The organism is Thioalkalivibrio sp. ALE19, from assembly GCF_000428605.1.
Classification (GTDB): domain Bacteria; phylum Pseudomonadota; class Gammaproteobacteria; order Ectothiorhodospirales; family Ectothiorhodospiraceae; genus Thioalkalivibrio.
Genome location: NZ_AUAG01000003.1, coordinates 1 through 16,501, shown reverse-complemented (window position 1 = coordinate 16,501; position 16,501 = coordinate 1). Strand labels below are relative to the sequence as shown.

Below are 16,501 nucleotides of genomic sequence, written 5' to 3'. Positions count from 1 at the left end.
CGCGGTGACGTCCCTCGACCTCCAGGATCTCCCGGACATCCCGCAGGGACTGGCGCGGCTGGAGCTGCTCGACGCCGCGATCGAGGATACCGCGCACAGCGTGCTGATCACCGACGCGGATCTCGATGACGGTCCGCATATCGTCTACGTGAACCGCGGCTTCGAGCAGATGACCGGCTATTATCGGGACGAGGTCCTCGGCCTGACCCCGCGCATCCTGCAGGGGCCGAAGACCTCGCGCGCGGTACTGGACGAGCTGAAGATGACCCTGGAGCGCGGCGAGGGGTTCGACGCCGAGACCATCAACTACCGCAAGGATGGCGAGCCCTACAGCGTGCGCTGGCACATCTCGCCGGTGCGGGTGCCGGAAGACAGCCCGAGCATTACCCATTACGTGTCGGTGCAGCGGGACGTGACCGAGGACCGGCGCCGCGAGGCGCAGTTGCGGCTGCTGTCCGCCGCGCTGGAGGCCTCCGGGGACCCGGTGCTGATCACCGATCCCGAGGGCGTGATCGTGTTCGCCAACACGGCCTTCATCGAACTCAGCGGGTTCGACGCCGAGCGCGTGATCGGCGCCACCCCGGCGCTGTTCAAGTCCGAGGAGCACGACGACGAGTTCTTTACCACGATGTGGGAACGGCTGCGCCGGGGCGAGGCCTTCCGCGGCGAGTTCGTGAACCGGCGACCGGACGGCGAGAAGGTTCACCTGGAGCAGACCATCACACCGGTGCGCGACGACTGCGGCGAGATCACGCATTTCGTGGCCTTCGGCAAGGATGTGACCGAGCGCGTGCACATGGAGGGCGAGATCCGGCGTCTGGCCGAGACCGACTGGCTGACGGGGCTGGCCAACCGTCTGACCCTGGGCCATCGCCTGGAGGCCGAGATGGACCGCTGCGAGCGCTATCAGCGGCCGATGGCCGTGATCATGTTCGACATCGACCACTTCAAGGCGGTGAACGACAAACACGGACACGAGGCCGGTGATGTGGTGCTCAAGGCGGTGGCCCGCACGGTGGATGCCCAGCTGCGCGAACAGGACCTGCTGGGGCGCTGGGGCGGAGAGGAGTTCCTGATCGTGCTGCCGGAGACGGACGGCGAGGGTGCCGCCGCGGCGGCGGAGAAACTGCGTCGTTCGATCGCGCAGCTGGATCTGCCGGATGCACCGGCGGTGACCGCCAGCTTCGGGGTGACCGAGCGCCAGCCGAACGACACGCCACGCGCGATCACGCGGCGGGTCGATCAGGCGATGTATCAGGCCAAGGAGGGCGGACGCGACCGCGTCGTCCTCCTGTAATGGCCCTTGCTAACAGAACGGCCTCGTGCCCCGGTGACCCGGGGCGCGAGGCGGGGTATCAGGCCTTGCGGCGCAGGACCCAGATCTCCAGCAGCGCCCATTCCTCGCCCGGATAGTTTTCCTGTTCCAGCTCGGACATGCGGCGGTGACGGCTGGCGGTGCTGCCCACGAACTCGAAGCGGTCCAGCAGCATGCGCTTGGTCTCGTCGGCCTTCTCCAGCGCGAAGGGGTTGAGGAAGTTCACCAGCAGGTAACCTTCGCCCTCGCCACGGCGGAACGCATCCAGCAGCGACGCGATGGCCGGCGGATCCAGATACACCAGCGACGCGGTGGACAGCAGGATGTCCGCCTCTTCCAGCGACTTCTCGATCGCGTCGCGGGTCTCCGGGGCCGGATTGTTCAGGTCGGCCGCATGGGTCTCGTCGAACAGGCCGGCACGCTGACCGTAGGCCAGGGCGTTCTCGGAGATGTCGATGCCGGTGGTGTGCATCGGCAGGCGGCGCGGCTTGCTGATGGTGTTGCAGACCGTCTCCGAGGCCCAGTTCTCGCGGATCTCGTCCACGGTCATGTTGTGCACCGCCGCCATCGTGGTGTTGCCGAAGCAGCAGGCCAGGTCGACGTAGTTGAGGGTGCGGCCGTCGGCGGCCTGCTGCTCGGCCCACGGCAGGATGAGCCGGTCGAAGGTCTGGCGGTTGAAGTCGTCGGAGATGTAGTCCAGCGCATCGATGATGCGCTCCTTGAACGGCACCGGCGTCTCGGCGACGTAGATGTCGTCAAAATGCTGTTTCTTCTCCTCGGTCTTCACTTCGGACTGGCTCATCGGGGCAAACCCTCATCATTGGAAAGCCCAACAGTCTCCGGCCAAGCCACCCGACCGTCAAGCAAACACGCCCCGATCGGCTCCGGGCCAGATCGGTAGGAGGCCGGCCCTCCGGCCGATTCCACGTCCGGCCAATCTCCTGCGCCCCATCGGCCAGAGGCTGACCTCCCACGCCCCCCCGCCGCGCAGGAGGCCGGCCCCCCGGCCGATTCCGCGTCCGGCCGATCTCCCGCGCCCCATCGGCCAGAGGCTGGCCTCCCACGGCCCCCCGCCGCGTAGGAGGCCGGCCCTCCGGCCGATTCGGCGTCCGGGCAATGTCCTGCGCCCGATCGGCCAGAGGCTGGCCTCCCACCGCTGCGCCTGATCGGCCAGGGGGCTGGCCTCCTACCGGGGGTGTGCGATCTGCGTGGCCCTTCCACCTTTCGGCCCCGGGCGGTAGCCTTCCCGACACGGCTCGCTGCGGGGATCGACGTCGGGCCCGAAAGGAGGCACATGAACCTGGACTGTTTCAAGGCGTACGACATCCGCGGGCGGGTCCCGTACGAGCTCAACGAGCGGGTGGCGTACAACATCGCGCGGGCCGTGGCCGAGGAACTGGGGCCGCGCATGGCCATCGTGGGCCACGACGTGCGCCTGACCAGCCCGGCGCTGGCGGCGGCGGTTATCGACGGGCTCTCCGCCGGCGGCTGCAACGTGGCCGACATCGGCCTGTGCGGCACCGAGGAAGTCTACTTCGCCACCGCCTACTACCGGGCCGGGGCGGGGATCATGGTCACCGCCAGCCACAACCCCATGGACTACAACGGGCTCAAGATCGTGCGCGAGGGCGCGCGGCCGGTGAGCGCGGACACCGGGCTGGAGGCGATCCGCTGGCGGGCGGAGCAGGGCGGGTTTACCCCTCGGGTGCGCGGGCGCACCGGACGTCTGTACCACCGCGAGGCGTACATCCACCACCTCCTGAGCCTGGTGGACCCCGAGGTGATGCCGCCGCTGAACCTGCTGGTGAACCCCGGCAACGGCGGAGCCGGCCCGGTGCTGGACGAACTGGATGCCCATCTGCCGGTGGAGATGATCCGCGAGAACGCCGAGCCGGACGGCAACTTCCCCAACGGCATCCCCAACCCCATGCTGGAGGAGAACCGCCGCTTCACCAGCGACGCGGTACTCTCCTTCGGCGGCGACCTCGGCCTGGCCTGGGACGGCGACTTCGACCGCTGCTTCTTCTTCGACTCGCACGGCGAGTTCGTCGAGGGCTACTACATGGTCGGCCTGCTGGCCGAGGCCAGCCTGCGTGCACAGCCGGGAGGCGGGCAGGGGAACCGGGTGGTGCACGATCCGCGCCTCACCTGGAACACCATCGAGATGGTCGAGGCCGCCGGCGGTGTCCCCGTGCAGAGCAAGGCCGGCCACGCGTTCATGAAGGAGACCATGCGCCGCGAGAACGCCGTGTACGGCGGCGAGATGAGCGCCCATCACTTCTTCCGCGACTTCTACTACTGCGACTCCGGCATGCTGCCCTGGCTGCGCGTGGTCGAGCTGATGGGGCGGCGTGAGCAGTCCCTGCGCGAGATGGTGCGCGAACGCATGGAGCGCTTCCCCTGCAGCGGCGAGATCAACTTCCGTGTGGACAACATGATGTCCGCCATCCACCGCGTGATGGTCGCCACCGACGCACAGTCCGGCCACATCGACCGCACGGACGGCATCAGCGTCGAATTCCCCGAATGGCGCTACAACCTGCGCGGCTCCAACACCGAACCCCTACTGCGCCTCAACGTCGAGACCCGCGGCGACCGCCACCTGCTGCACCGTCAGGTGGAACACATCTCCGCCATCATCGAGGTCGGCGAATAACTCCGATGCCCGATCGGCCAGAGGGCTGGCCTCCTACGGGTGTCCCGGCCGGGTCGGTGAGGTCCCATCGGCCAGGGGGCTGGCTTCCCACGGGTGTCCCGGCCGGGTCGGTGAGGTCCCATCGGCCAGGGGGCTGGCCTCCCACGGGCGCCCCGGCCGGGCCGGCGGGCCCCGGCGGATCGGCGGGCACGGCCGTAGGAGGCCGGCCCTCCGGCCGATTCCGGGCTCGTCTCCTGCCGGGCGCGGTTACAGCCAGACCGCGTCCCAGTGCGGATAATCGCCCAGATTGCGTACCAGCCCCGCACGCAGCGGATTGGCTGCGATATACCGGGCCATCGGCAACACTTCCTCCTCCCGCCGCAACGCCCGGTCATGGAACCCCGGCTGCCACACCGCATGCCCCAGACGCCTGGACGTTACGGCCTTGATGGAACGAACCACCGTGGATAACGATTCCACCTCGCCCAGCGACATCAACCAGTGCAGATGGTCGGGCATCACCACGAAAGCCAGGGTCTCCGCGTGGTGCTCCCTGTGCGCGTAACGCAGCGTACCGATCAGGGCACGGGCGGCCCACAGATCCCGAAAAACCGGCTTGCGGTCACGGGTAACCGTGGTCACCAGATAGATACGCCCGGGTTCGGAATACCGGCCCCGGCGAAGGGCCTCGGCGTGAGGGCGGCCATCCATGGCGCGTTGCTCCGGCTTGTGTTCCTCGAGCCGGAAAGCCTATCGCGCCCCCGCATGCCCGCCAACCCCCGCAATTGACCGGCCGAAGGGCCGGGGTCGACCCGCAGGAGGCCAGCCCCCTGGCCGATCGGCGCCCGACGACACACAAGGAGGCCAGCCTCCTGGCCGATTCGGCGCCGATCCGGCCCCGATCCGGCGGTCGGGTGGCCCGCACTGGGGTATGATGCCGACATGGACGATACCGTGATCCAGCCCGTCATCCTCGCCGGCGGTTCCGGGACGCGCCTGTGGCCGCTCTCGCGCGAGGCGCATCCCAAGCAGTTCCTGGCCCTGCCGCATGCCGATGGCCCGACGCTCCTGCAACAGACACTCGCGCGGGTGGCCAGCGCTTACCCCGGTTCGACCACCCCCCGCGGGAGGCCGGCCCTCCGGCCGACCAGCTCCGGCGCCCGATCGGCCGGAGGGCCGGCCTCCTACCGGGCAGGGTTTGGTTGTAGGAGGCCAGCCCCCTGGCCGATGCCCCCGGAACCTGCTGCGGAGCCAGATCCGGGGCCAGCCCCACACCCCGCGCCAGGCTTCGCCCCCGCCCGGATCATCGTCGGGGATGAACACCGCTTCCTCGCCGCCGAACAGCTCCGCAGCGCCGGATACACCGACCTGCCGCCGCTGGTGCTGGAACCCGAGGGCCGCAACACCGCCCCCGCCATCGCCCTGGCCGCGGCCTGTGAAGAAGCCGCCGGCCGCGACCCGCTGCTGCTGGTCCTGCCCGCCGACCACCACATCGCCCGCACCCGCGACTTCCACGCGGCCGTGGCCCGCGCCACCCCGCTGGCCGAAGAAGGCTACCTCGTCACCTTCGGCGTCACCCCCGAGCGCCCCGAGACCGGCTACGGCTACATCCGCCGCGGCGAGTCACTGGGTGATGCGGGCGCCCGCGTGGCCCGCTTTACCGAAAAGCCCGACGCCGCCACCGCCCGGCGCTACCTGGAAGAGGGCGGCTACCTGTGGAACGCCGGCATCTTCCTGTTCCGCGCCTCGCGCGTACTGGCCGAACTCGAACGCCACGCCCCCGACATCCCGCGCGCCGCGCGCGCCGCCATCGCCGATGCCCGGCACGACCTCGACTTCCTCCGCCCCGACCCCGAGGCCTTCCGCCAGGCCCCCGCGCGCTCCATCGACTACGCCGTGATGGAAGCCACCGAGGCCGCCGCCGTCACCCCGCTGGACGCCGAGTGGACCGACATCGGCTCCTGGGAAGCGCTGGCCGCCCTGCAGGCCCCGGACGCACAGGGCAACCATACCCGCGGCGACACCGTGCTGGAGGACTGCACCCGCAGCCTGGTGGAAGGCCACGACACCCTCGTCGCCGCCCTCGGCCTGCAGGAGCTCGCCGTGATCGCCACCCCGGACGCCGTATTCGCCGCACCCCGCGACAGGCTCCCCGAACTGCGCGCCCTGGTCGAACGCCTGCGCGAGCAGTCCCGCCCCGAGGTGCACCAGTACCCCACCGTGCACCGCCCCTGGGGCCATTACCGCAGCATGGAGACCGGCGAGCGCTACCAGGTCAAGCACCTGCACGTGCGCCCCGGCGCGCGACTCTCCCTGCAGCGCCACCGCCACCGCGCCGAACACTGGATCGTGGTCGCCGGCACCGCCCGCGTCACGCGCGGGGAAACCGTATATGATGTGCGGGAAGACCAGTCGACCTACATCCCCCTGCACGAGATCCATTGCCTGGAGAACCCGGGCGACGGGCCGCTGGAGGTGATTGAGGTGCAGACCGGGGATTATCTTGGAGAGGACGATATTGACCGCATCGCGTATGTCTCGGGGTCTAGTTTCTCATGAGGTCCAGGGTTTAGGCAATGAATAAGCGGGTGTCCCAAAAGAGATTTATCAAAACAGTGGGTCGAGGCGCTGTTTTATGGGTGAGCCCAGCCCATGTTCTGTTGGATTATGGCACAAAATGGCAATCGACAAAGGATGTAAGAGATAGGCTGCAGCGGGTAGTGCATTGTAGAGCGGCTCGCGGGCTCATTACTACACTTGTCGTGGATCGATTGGAGCCATATGTTATTCCCAGTTGTAAATTCCGATGTGGTAGTGCGTTCGAAAATAAAGAGGACTATATTAAGATTAAAGATTTTATCAGCCATTTGGAAAATATAAAAGGATCTAAATGGTACAAGAGTTTGGTGAGTGATTTGAGTTCAAATGGTTTTGCTAGGCATAAGACTTGGTATATGTACAGCGAAAAGGAGGTGGTGTGTTTTCTTGAAGGGTACGTGAGAGGCTTGGTAGAGACTGTGGGTTCGCATGGATTCCTGGAAAGTTGTACTGGCTGGGAATCTACAGGCGTGATAGATGCCGCAGGAAGAATTGGGAAAACTGGCTCTGGCAACCATCGTTTTTATATAGCCAAAGTTATGGGGGTTCCCTTTTTTCCGTTGAAGATCGTAGGGGTTCATGAAAGGTGGTATGATGGGCTAAAGAAGAAACACGGCAAGATTACATTTGAAAAAATGGTAAATGCGTTGCGGGAGGTGGAAGAAATGCATGCGCCATAAATTCCCCTCCCCCCCCTCCCCCGGAATTCACAGAATAAGCGCAATGCCTGAACCCGGAAGGGCGAGCCAGCTGCCGCCGTAGAATGGGTGGCTCTCACCCCAAACCCGTTCAGGCGTACCGATGAGGCACTACAGGCAGTTGACGCCAGAAAGAACCGCTGGCGTCCGGCGTTGAAGACCGTCACGGTCGACAATGGCAAGGAGTTCGCCGCGCACGAGCAGGTGAGCACGAAGCTCGCCTGCCCCGTGTACTTCGCCCGGCCGTATCACAGCTGGGAGCGCGGCTCGAACGAGAACACCAATGGGCTGATTCGGAAGTACTTCCCGAAAGGCACCGACTTCGCTCAGGCCGGCGAAGAACGTATCCAGGAGGTCGAAGACAAGCTCAACCTACGGCCGCGAAAGCCACTCGGCTACCGGGCTCCGATCAAAGTCCTGGAGCAACCCTTACCGCGGCAAAGCGCCGCGTGACGTGGCGTTGCACTTATGTGTTGAATTCAGGTTGCCAAAGAGATCGAGAGGGTTGAATGAACAATTTATTAAAGCCACTTTATCAGGCTGCAAAAAAAACGCGTTATTATATACACAGTTCATCTCTTTCTCCAGAAAACAAGATATTTATCGATAGACTGATGGTATCCCCTAAAAGCTTTTTGGGGAAAGGTCGCGATGTCTGTTTTGTCTTTGATGGTGATGAAGATCTTTTGTTGGTATACGATGATGAATACTGCTTGTGGTTTTACGAAACATCAAGGGCACTAAGATATTTTAATGGCGTAAGCAAGTCCTTCGATGTGTTAAAGAAAAGATATTTTCCGCGCGAACTATTGCTTTCAGAGGTGTCGGGTTCAACGGTAATTGATGTAGGAGCCAACGTCGGAGAGTTTTCATTCCTTTGTGAGAGCTTGGGGGCTAGCCGTGTGATTGCTTTTGAACCGGATCCTATAGCGTACAAGTGTCTTTCGCGAAATAGTAACAGAATTGGGGGTGTGGTTTCACCGTATAACGTTCTTTTGCATGAAAAAGAAAAAGAAGTAAACTTCTTTTTATCTCCTAAGAGCGCGGATTCTTCTTTTATAGAGCCAGATAGTTATGATAAAGTGGAAAAGGTTCAAGCGGTTACCTTGAATCAATACGCTAGCAAAATAGGCAATGATAGATTGTTGATAAAAGTTGAAGCGGAGGGCGGGGAGCCCGAGGTTTTAAAGGGAAGTAGGGAGATATTGAAAAGAGGTAATGTGTTTTTAACTGTGCGTGCCAGCTTTGAGAGGCAAGGTGAAAGCACGATGCCGGAGTGCAAAAAAATATTGCATGATGCTGGTTATAGATATTTTATCTCGGAAGATGGGAAGCAGCTTCTGGGTTGGAGTCCTGAGCTGAGAAGCCCGCTTGCCTGAAACGGTTCTCTATCTGTAATGCCACGCCTGATCAAATAACACGAGAGAAGGCACCCCTGTTTCATGCCCGGGAGTGGATATGTATTGTGCCCGATGAGCGAAAGGGGGCTGACCGCATGGCGAGTACGGCGTCTGTCAAGAAAATTGTCGGCCCTGAACTGAACTCTGAATTCAGGAACTGAAGAACGAATAAAACTCATCGAGGGTAGTATCTTCGCAGTAGGCAAGATGATTGGTTTTTTGAGCAATGTGTCGGGATAGGTTCTGGAAAGAAGGAATCTGACTCAAATGGTCGTGCTGAGGCTGACCCCGATAAGCTATTCTTTGTTTTAGGGTCTCCGCATTCGCCTGGCAGTAGATGATCTTTAACGGAAGCGATGGGCTGGCGAGTCTTATGGTGAGATATTGGTCTAGAAAGTGCTCGGGTCGTGAATGATGGAGCGCGAGTCCGACAATAGCTTGGGTAATCGATTCATCGAATAATACATAACGTGGCAAGTGGCGTGGAGAGGAGGATTGGATCAAGGCGATATCTAGGCATGACCGGTAAAGAAGGTGTACACGTCGGGTGATACAAGATGTGTTGCCCGATAGATTTGAGAGCTCCCTGTGGGCATGTTCGAGAATAGGATGCAGGTCTTCCTGACGTTCAGATAGCGCGGACCAGGCAGTAGCTGGGAACAGGTTGTCAGCCAAGGGGTATCGGAGTGTCGGTATGGAACAAAGCACCTTGTAGGAAAATGCTGCAAAGGCGGACTTGGAGTGAATTGAATTGGCAATTCGGTTTGCCTTGGCTTTCGGTGCCCATGCGGTGAGAGCCGGGGTCTTTAGCTTGCGGGGTAGCTTTCGAGCGAGAGTGGTTTTTCCAGAGCCAGGGGCTCCGATGAGTTCGATGGCGTCAGGAAGTTTGGGGTGCTTGTGATCGCTCATTAGTCGTTCGCGTTTTCGGGTTGATTTATAGATGGTGTTGGTGTTCGTTTTCAAGGATAAATTGAAGCTGGTTAGCGCGTTCGTGCCAAGTGTCAGCCTTGAATTCTATTGTGTTGGTGCGCTCTTTATGAATAGCGGCAGCCCAAATTGCCTGCGCCAGCTCGGATGGTGACTGCGGGCTGTAGGTCGCGATTACACCATCCGGAAGTGGGTGTCGTGAAAATGCACTAGTGCGGGCGGCAATGACGGGTGTTTTGCACGCGAGCATTTCGTGAAGTTTCTGTGGGTAGCAGTGTTCGCCAAAAGTGTTGGTCCGGTTGGTTATTACAGCTATATCCAGTGCATTGAATAACCAGTTAACCTCCCCTAGGGGGACTTGACCGAGATCATATGTGGGCGTTTTTCGCGGGCGATTCCAGCTGGAATCGCGTGCGCCTGCCACGAGCAGTGCTAGATTGGGAATCTTTCCGTGAAGGGCGTCGACCGCGTCGGAGAGTGTCTGTGTGTCTCTACGTGCGCTAAGCTTTCCGGCCGTACCTACATAGAAGGCGTCAAGTGGTAGATCCAGGTTCGTTCTAGCCCGGGCTTGGTCTATTGGAAAAAAATTATTATGATCGGCTGCCATGGGCAGTACATAAGATGTGGTCGCGCCTGTGGTGGTGGCGTATTTTTGAAGGGCATGCGAGCCGCAGGTGACAGCGGTGGCGTTTCCCAGGGCACGACGAAGCGCGTGCTTCACCCCCGGAAATTTGGTAATTCTATAGGCTTCGTAGTTGTCTTTTAGATCGATTATTGTGGGGATGTCGTATTGTCGTTGGGCGCGTTCTGCCATTATCGCGATAAGAGCATCTCCGCCTGCCCATATTATGTCGGGATTGGTGATTTCGATAGTTCGGCGTAAACGTTGCCAAAAGCGATCGATTCTGGGAACTCCTTTTTGAGCGCACGCGACGATATCCCACGTTGCGAAGGTCTCCGGATGTTGGTTGTTGCCGCTAGTGGAGGGGTGGTAATCCGCGACGAGGCCGGTGACGGTGATATTGGTGGACTGAGCAAGGAGTTCGGGAATCGCGAAATAGCGTCCGTGTCGATTCTGATAGGCGTCCATGCCCATGTGATGGCGTTTTGTCAGGACGAGTAGTTTCATTGTGATAAATTAGCCGAGTAGGTGATGGCACGGTGAGGGTCCGGGTTGGTTTCAGTTGTTTCTCAGGTGCCAAGTATGGGGTGATTGTATGCCGGACACGTGAGCGAGGCCAGCTTATTGTTGTGTTAATGTGCCCGACCGTGGTCGGATTGTGGGAGTAGAGTGCGCATGGAAGGCAATGGCGGAGAGGCGCGGGTGACGGTGATCATGGGCACTCGTGCCCAAGTGATCAAGATGGCGCCGGTGCTGCTGGAGCTCGAGCGCCAGGCCGTGGAGTACCGGCTGGTGCTGACCGGGCAGCACCGGGACACCGTTGCCGAATTGCTGGAAGAATTCGGTGTGCGCACGGGCGGAAGGTTGCTGGTGGATCGACCGGATGTAAAAGGCAGGGGTGAGGCGGTCACATGGCTGGCGCGGGTGGTCTGGCGGCTGTGGAGGAGCCGAAAGGGCTGGGCCGGGACCCGATCCGGGCCTGCCGAGGTGCTTGTTCACGGGGATACCTTTTCAACCCTGGTGGGTGCGGTTGTGGCGCGCCTGGCCGGGGCCAGAGTCTTGCATGTGGAGGCCGGGTTGCGGTCCCACGACTGGCGCAACCCTTTTCCGGAAGAGCTGGTGCGGGTGGCGGTGAGTCGCCTGGCACATGTCGGCTATTGTCCCGGAGAGTGGGCCTGCGGAAACCTCAGGAGCCGGAAACTGAGGGTGGTTGATACGGGAGCGAACACCATTCTCGACTCTCTGCGTCTTGCGGTGGGCAGGACGTCCGTGCCGGATGGGGCCGAGAGGGCCGGGCCCGCGGTTGTCTCCATCCATCGATTCGAAAACCTCTATTCCGGGGAGCGCCTGGCCCGGATCCTGTCGACGGTCGAAGCGATTTCCGAGCGATTCCCGGTGTTGATGGTCCTGCATCCGAGTACTCGCAAACGGCTGGAACAGACCGGTGATCTGGAGGTCCTCGAGTCGAACCCGCGGGTGTCACTGCGAGCCCGCATGACCTACCTGCCATTCATGCGGCATCTGGCGGAGGCAGCGTTGGTGGTGACGGATGGGGGCAGCAATCAGGAGGAGCTGTCCTATCTGGGCGTGCCGACCCTTCTGATGCGCACGGCCACCGAAAGGCGGGAGGGGCTCGGAGACAACGTGGTGCTGGACGGTCTGGACGCCAGAGTATCCGAACGGTTCGTGGAGACAGTCGCAGAAGGCGGACACCGTGGTTCGGCAAAGCTCGACAGCGAGTGCTGCCCGTCGGAGGTGATCGTCGCGGACATCCTCCGACGGCTGGAGCAGGGGGATTGATCATGGTTCGAACCAGGCGGTTTCAGCGCCCGGTCATTATTCTGGGAGCGCCACGCTCGGGCACCTCATTGATGCACAGGATTTTGAGGGGGTTGCCGGGTTCGGTCTCCACCGCCAGGGAATCGGGGGAGATCTGGGGGCCACGCACCCATCCGGAACACTTCGAATGGCGCGGCGAGATGGCTCCGGGGGCCGTCCCGGAAGAGGAAGTGGCGCAAATTCACCGGGAGCTGGCTCGTGCGGCCCTGCCGGCTGCCCTGTGGCGGCGGGCGGATGCAAGCGACGTGTCGGCACGACAGCGCGAGGGAGGACGCATCGCTCGGCTGGCCGCACCCGCTTATCGGGCGGTCGTTCGCGCGCGGGGACAGTTGTGGCGGTCCACATTGAAACGCCGTCTGGTGGATAAATCGGTCCATAACGGTTTATGGACCGAACTGCTGGAGCGTTGCTTCCCGGACGCCCGTTTCGTTCATATCGTGCGTGAGCCCGAGGCGACCCTGGCCTCGATGCGCGATGGATGGCTCGATCCGGATCGCTTTTTCACTTATAAGGTGCCGGGTGGGCTCGGGATACCGGATTACCCGCACCAACACTGGAATTTTCCGTTGCCGGAAGGCTGGGAAAGCGTTCGGGATGCGCCATTGGCCGTGGTGGTGGCCTTCCAGTGGCGGCGTATTCAGGAGGGTATTCTCGGTCTGGAAAGCCGGGTACCACGAGAGCGCTTCCTGCGTGTTCGGCTTGAGGATCTCAGCATGGAGCCTCGCCGGGTACTCGGGGAGGTGGCCCAGTTTTTGAACCTGGAAGACGGGGAAGGTCTGCGGCGGTATGCTGATGGCCTGCCCGTCGTTAACGCACGGCCGACCGAATACGTTCAAAGCGGTGCGGGAAACCCACCAATACCCGCTGATGTTCTTGCGAATCTCGTGCCGTTGGCTGAACGGTTGGGTTATTCCGAGGCCGGGGCATGAGATAGCGTTATTGAGATTGGCTCTCTCCCACCTCGGGGATGACGAAATTGTCGGGCGTTACGATCTCGTAACCGAGCGCGAGTAACCGCGTAACGAGGTGGCTGAACAGTTCGACGGCATGTCGACCTACGAAAAAGGGATGGTCGTAGAGGCACAGATACGGTTGTGCGGTTTCCAGGGCGGAATCGATTTCGTTGCGCGCCGCCTGTTCGTCTTTCCCGAAGCGGAACCGAAGGCTTTCGAAGTAGCCGGTGCCACCCGGTTCTCCCGCGAGGGTATTGGGAACCGACAATATTTGGCCGTGCGTGGTTTCATGCGGATAGGGGCAGCGCTCGGAACGCTCGTCCGCGAGGACCCGGAACCCTTTTTGAATCAGGATATCCGGCAGATTTTCAGGGCTGGTCCAGCCGGGAGAGGCAAAACCGGTAACGGGCTGGTTGGCCGCTTCTTGCAACTGTTGGCGGCCCCAGTCGACTTCCCGGCGAACCCTGTCTTCCGGCCAGGAATATGCGTGTCGCTGCCAGGCGGCGTGGTTATGCCCCCCGTGCAACCCGATATAGTGCCCGCTGCCGGCGAGCCTTCGGATCGTGCCGGCATGCTGCGCAAGTGTGGGCGGGTTGTTGAGTAGCAGACGCCCCGTCTCGCGCATGCCCAGCTTGTCGCGGGCGGACAGAGCCGGAGGACGGTCGGGTGGTCGGGTGGTCGATTGGCCGGAGAAGCCTCTCAGCGCTTCCTTGAACAGCGCACCTCGGTCAATTGCGCGCCCGGGATTCACGAACAGGCTCAATGGGGTTTCGTGTCGCCGGGCAATGGCTTCCAGTGCCGGAACACCCTCACGCAGACACAGTTCGGTATCGACGTCGAAGCGCAGGATGCATTGTCGGCGCGGTTTTCCGGGGGGCTTGCTCATCGTGCTGAGGTCGCGTGATGGGGTCTGGGTCAGCGTACCATGGCGGGCATCGATCGGTACGGCCGAAGGTGGGGGAGGTGATGGGTTGTGAGCGCGGAAGATAATCAGCAGCAGGAATCGCTACGCGATGGCTGGCGGGGCAACGGTCTTGCCGGACGGCTCTTGCGCGGCGGTGCCGGCAGCCTGTCGGCACAGATTGCCGAGGTTCTGCTGGGGCTGCTGCTGCTGGTGCTTCTTGCGCGTGGGCTTGGAGCCGAAGGGCTGGGTGTGTATGCCTTTGTACTGGGCCTGATGACACTGCTTTCCGTGCCTACCCGCATGGGGCTGCCGCCGTTGATTGTACGGGAGACGGCCAGGGGGCAGGCTTCGGGCGCGTGGGGGCCGGTCCGTGGGCTCTGGCGCTGGGCGCATGGCGTGGCCATGGGGCTTTCGGTTCTGGTTGCCCTCGGTCTGGGAGGCGTGATCATCGTTGCCGGAGTTGAAGACGAGACGCTTCGTTCAACGTTGCTTTGGGGTGTGTTGCTGGTCCCGCTGCTGGCCCTGCTCGGTATACGCACTGCGGCGTTGCGCGGGCTGCGTCATGTGCTCGCGGGGGTCCTGCCGGGGCAGGTGATTCGCCCGGGCCTGGCAGTGGTGCTCATCGGGCTGTTGCTGTGGTTGCCTGCCGTGGCGCTCACGCCGGACCTGGCAATGGCGATGATGGTCCTGGCTGCCGTGCTGGCCTTTGCGCTTGGGGTGTTGTGGCTTTTTCGCCTGCGGCCGTCAGAACTGACGCGGGCTGCGCCCGAGTATGATGCGAGGGCCTGGTTCGCGGCCGCCTGGCCGATGGCGCTCAGTCACGGGTTTCAGCAGATCAATCGCTACGCGGACGTGATCCTGCTGGGGATCCTGGCGGCGTCGGTGGATGTGGGGGTATATCGCACGGCGGCGCAGGGGGCCTTGATGGTGGCCCTTGGCCTGAAGGCCCTGAACATGGTGGTGGCCCCGTACATAACCCGGCTGTATAACCAGGGGGAGTTCGCCAAACTGCAGAAGATGGCTCGGCGTACCGCGCAGGCCGCGCTGGCCTTTGCGTTGCCGTCGGTGCTGGTGTTCGCGCTGGTCGGCGAGTGGCTGCTGGTTACGGTCTTCGGTCCGGAATTCGGGGCCGCATGGTTGCCGTTACTGATCCTTGGGCTGGGGCAGGTATTCAATGCCGGGTTTGGTTCCACCGGCCAGTTGCTGAACATGACGGGCCACGAACGGGACGTCACTCGGGTAGTGGCGGTGGCGGCGGGGCTGAACGTGGTGCTGAACCTGGCGCTGATCCCGCTATTCGGCGTGGCGGGTGCGGCTGCGGCCACCAGTGTGAGCCTGGTGGTCTGGAACGTGTGGCTGTGGTTCGTGGTGCGGCAGCGGCTGAGGATTCGCTGTTCGGCGTTTTAGTCGCCCTCCGAGTGCGCATCCTTGTACATCAGCTGGGTAATCTGCTCGGATACCAGGCCGATCAGGAAGATGGTGACGCCGGCGGTGAGCATGAAGATGGTGGCCAGCGACAGCCGTCCCTGCGTGAGAAAGGTGAACGCGTAGTACCCCACGCCCAGCAAGCCGTGCAGGAACGCCACGGGCACGAACAGCTTGAGCGGCGAATAGAGCGTGCCGATCTTGAAGATGATCAGCAGGAAGCGGATGCCGTCCTGGATGGGGCGGATATGGCTCTGGCCGATGCGTTTGGCGGCGTGGATGGGCACGTAGCAGACCGGGTACCCGGCGCGGAAGAACGCCATGGTGATGGTGGTCGGGTAGGAAAAGCCGTTGGGCAGCAGGTGCAGGAACTCGCGGAACAGCCGCGCGCGTACTGCCCGAAAGCCGGAGGTTAGATCCTCGATCCGCTGCCCGGTCATGAAGCTGGCCAGCCGGTTGTAGAAGCGGTTGGCCAGGCCGCGGCCCACGTTGGCCTGCGAACCGCGCTGGCGCGCGCCCACTGCCATGTCGTAGCCGTTGTCCAGGCGTTCCAGCAGGCGCGGGATATCCGCCGGGTCGTGCTGGCCGTCTGCGTCCATGAACACCAGGATCTCGCCATGCGCCGAACGCGCCCCGCGCTTGATCGCGGCGCCGTTGCCCATGCTGTAGGGCTGGGTGACTACCCGGGCGCCGGCCTCGCGGGCCACCTGTTCCGTCTCGTCGGTGGAGCCGTCGTTCACCACCAGGATCTCGGCCTCGGGGAACTGCCCGGCCAGCGCGGAGACGACGGGACCGATGGCGGCGTCCTCGTTCTTGGCGGGGAGGATGATGCTCAGCTGCGGATCCATGCGCTTCACTCCATGTTGGCCTGCCCGGTCCTCGGGGCCGGGATCGGGTAATCCGGTGCGAGCAGGTCCTCGAGGATGGCCCCTCGCAGGTGCTCGCGCTCGCGCTCATAATACCCCGTTCGTTCGGTGTAGCGGGCGCGGATGCCGTCGATGTGCGTGCCTCGGGCGCGGGTGTCCAGCGGCGTGGTCTCCAGGAACACGAGGGCGTCTTCGAGATGGCCGGCGGAGGCGATGCGCGCGGTCACGGCCAGGACCCGCCCGGGCCGGGGTTCTTCGCCCAGGGAGCGGCGGTAGGCGGTCACCGCGGGCTCGATCTCGCCCTGGTCCAGGTGCACAT

15 protein-coding genes and 1 pseudogene are annotated in these 16,501 nt (G+C 62.7%); 9 read left to right on the top strand and 7 right to left on the bottom strand.

The genetic code is table 11. From position 1 onward, the window contains the following. The first annotated feature begins 4 nt into the window (after window positions 1-4). Window positions 5-1,297: a diguanylate cyclase gene (locus F787_RS0102060; protein WP_051245976.1), complete on the top strand. Its 1,293-nt coding sequence runs from the start codon at window positions 5-7 to the stop codon at window positions 1,295-1,297. A 58-nt stretch (window positions 1,298-1,355) separates the two neighbouring features. On the opposite strand, the gene F787_RS0102055 is transcribed toward F787_RS0102060, so the two are convergent. Then, complete coding sequence (locus F787_RS0102055) at window positions 1,356-2,117, bottom strand: class I SAM-dependent methyltransferase (protein ID WP_020610530.1); 762 nt, start codon at window positions 2,115-2,117, stop codon at window positions 1,356-1,358. A 492-nt stretch (window positions 2,118-2,609) separates the two neighbouring features. Between F787_RS0102055 and F787_RS0102050 the strand changes: the two genes are divergently transcribed. Next, window positions 2,610-3,971: a phosphomannomutase/phosphoglucomutase gene (locus F787_RS0102050; protein WP_028491174.1), complete on the top strand. Its 1,362-nt coding sequence runs from the start codon at window positions 2,610-2,612 to the stop codon at window positions 3,969-3,971. A 246-nt stretch (window positions 3,972-4,217) separates the two neighbouring features. Here F787_RS0102050 and F787_RS0102045 read toward each other — a convergent pair whose 3' ends face one another. Next, entirely contained in the window at window positions 4,218-4,661 is a 444-nt protein-coding gene (locus tag F787_RS0102045) for a transposase (RefSeq protein WP_028491173.1), read from the bottom strand. 231 nt (window positions 4,662-4,892) lie between these two features. On the opposite strand from F787_RS0102045, the gene F787_RS0102040 reads away from it, so the two are divergent. From F787_RS0102040 to F787_RS16295, 4 genes are all read left to right on the top strand, one after another. Continuing rightward, window positions 4,893-6,509 carry a mannose-1-phosphate guanylyltransferase/mannose-6-phosphate isomerase gene (locus F787_RS0102040; protein WP_028491172.1) on the top strand — a complete coding sequence of 539 codons (1,617 nt, stop codon included), beginning with the start codon at window positions 4,893-4,895 and terminating at the stop codon, window positions 6,507-6,509. 17 nt (window positions 6,510-6,526) lie between these two features. Next, a complete protein-coding gene (locus F787_RS16715) occupies window positions 6,527-7,228 on the top strand; it encodes a hypothetical protein (RefSeq protein ID WP_155989579.1) in 702 nt (233 codons plus the stop codon). 87 nt (window positions 7,229-7,315) lie between these two features. Beyond that, on the top strand, window positions 7,316-7,699 hold the full coding sequence (locus tag F787_RS15405; RefSeq protein WP_028491171.1) for an IS30 family transposase: 384 nt from the start codon (window positions 7,316-7,318) through the stop codon (window positions 7,697-7,699). 56 nt (window positions 7,700-7,755) lie between these two features. Further along, a complete protein-coding gene (locus F787_RS16295) occupies window positions 7,756-8,625 on the top strand; it encodes an FkbM family methyltransferase (protein ID WP_081694069.1) in 870 nt (289 codons plus the stop codon). Window positions 8,626-8,796: 171 nt separating this feature from the next. Here F787_RS16295 and F787_RS16290 read toward each other — a convergent pair whose 3' ends face one another. Both F787_RS16290 and F787_RS16710 read right to left on the bottom strand, forming a co-directional pair. Continuing rightward, on the bottom strand, window positions 8,797-9,555 hold the full coding sequence (locus F787_RS16290; RefSeq protein ID WP_081621804.1) for an AAA family ATPase: 759 nt from the start codon (window positions 9,553-9,555) through the stop codon (window positions 8,797-8,799). Between the two features lie 25 nt (window positions 9,556-9,580). Then, window positions 9,581-10,669: a glycosyltransferase family 4 protein gene (locus F787_RS16710; RefSeq protein ID WP_196801910.1), complete on the bottom strand. Its 1,089-nt coding sequence runs from the start codon at window positions 10,667-10,669 to the stop codon at window positions 9,581-9,583. A 201-nt stretch (window positions 10,670-10,870) separates the two neighbouring features. Between F787_RS16710 and F787_RS0102030 the strand changes: the two genes are divergently transcribed. Further along, the gene (locus tag F787_RS0102030; RefSeq protein WP_028491170.1) at window positions 10,871-11,995 is read left to right on the top strand and encodes a UDP-N-acetylglucosamine 2-epimerase; all 1,125 of its coding nucleotides are present in this window, start codon (window positions 10,871-10,873) and stop codon (window positions 11,993-11,995) included. Between the two features lie 2 nt (window positions 11,996-11,997). After that, entirely contained in the window at window positions 11,998-12,963 is a 966-nt protein-coding gene (locus F787_RS16285) for a sulfotransferase (protein WP_081694068.1), read from the top strand. 7 nt (window positions 12,964-12,970) lie between these two features. On the opposite strand, the gene F787_RS15400 is transcribed toward F787_RS16285, so the two are convergent. Further along, window positions 12,971-13,873, bottom strand: a complete 903-nt coding sequence (locus F787_RS15400; protein ID WP_081621785.1) for a polysaccharide deacetylase family protein — start codon at window positions 13,871-13,873, stop codon at window positions 12,971-12,973. A gap of 87 nt (window positions 13,874-13,960) precedes the next feature. Here F787_RS15400 and F787_RS0102015 point away from each other — a divergent pair, with 87 nt between their 5' ends. Then, window positions 13,961-15,298, top strand: a complete 1,338-nt coding sequence (locus F787_RS0102015) for a flippase (protein WP_231373386.1) — start codon at window positions 13,961-13,963, stop codon at window positions 15,296-15,298. On the opposite strand, the gene F787_RS0102010 is transcribed toward F787_RS0102015, so the two are convergent. Then, complete coding sequence (locus tag F787_RS0102010) at window positions 15,295-16,164, bottom strand: glycosyltransferase family 2 protein (RefSeq protein ID WP_019591840.1); 870 nt, start codon at window positions 16,162-16,164, stop codon at window positions 15,295-15,297. The two genes, F787_RS0102015 and F787_RS0102010, sit on opposite strands and share 4 nt — an antisense overlap. A gap of 5 nt (window positions 16,165-16,169) precedes the next feature. Next, a pseudogene (locus tag F787_RS15395) lies at window positions 16,170-16,501 on the bottom strand (hypothetical protein); the annotation flags it as partial.

Bases quoted from the DNA above. Each gene is read 5' to 3' on its own strand.
- F787_RS16710 (WP_196801910.1), bottom strand. From the start codon at position 10,669: ATGGGCATGGACGCCTATCAGAATCGACACGGACGCTATTTCGCGATT.
- F787_RS16295 (WP_081694069.1), top strand. From the start codon at position 7,756: ATGAACAATTTATTAAAGCCACTTTATCAGGCTGCAAAAAAAACGCGT.
- F787_RS0102010 (WP_019591840.1), bottom strand. From the start codon at position 16,164: ATGGATCCGCAGCTGAGCATCATCCTCCCCGCCAAGAACGAGGACGCC.
- F787_RS0102055 (WP_020610530.1), bottom strand. From the start codon at position 2,117: ATGAGCCAGTCCGAAGTGAAGACCGAGGAGAAGAAACAGCATTTTGAC.
- F787_RS16715 (WP_155989579.1), top strand. From the start codon at position 6,527: ATGAATAAGCGGGTGTCCCAAAAGAGATTTATCAAAACAGTGGGTCGA.
- F787_RS16285 (WP_081694068.1), top strand. From the start codon at position 11,998: ATGGTTCGAACCAGGCGGTTTCAGCGCCCGGTCATTATTCTGGGAGCG.
- F787_RS0102045 (WP_028491173.1), bottom strand. From the start codon at position 4,661: ATGGATGGCCGCCCTCACGCCGAGGCCCTTCGCCGGGGCCGGTATTCC.
- F787_RS0102050 (WP_028491174.1), top strand. From the start codon at position 2,610: ATGAACCTGGACTGTTTCAAGGCGTACGACATCCGCGGGCGGGTCCCG.
- F787_RS16290 (WP_081621804.1), bottom strand. From the start codon at position 9,555: ATGAGCGATCACAAGCACCCCAAACTTCCTGACGCCATCGAACTCATC.
- F787_RS0102040 (WP_028491172.1), top strand. From the start codon at position 4,893: ATGGACGATACCGTGATCCAGCCCGTCATCCTCGCCGGCGGTTCCGGG.
- F787_RS15400 (WP_081621785.1), bottom strand. From the start codon at position 13,873: ATGAGCAAGCCCCCCGGAAAACCGCGCCGACAATGCATCCTGCGCTTC.
- F787_RS0102030 (WP_028491170.1), top strand. From the start codon at position 10,871: ATGGAAGGCAATGGCGGAGAGGCGCGGGTGACGGTGATCATGGGCACT.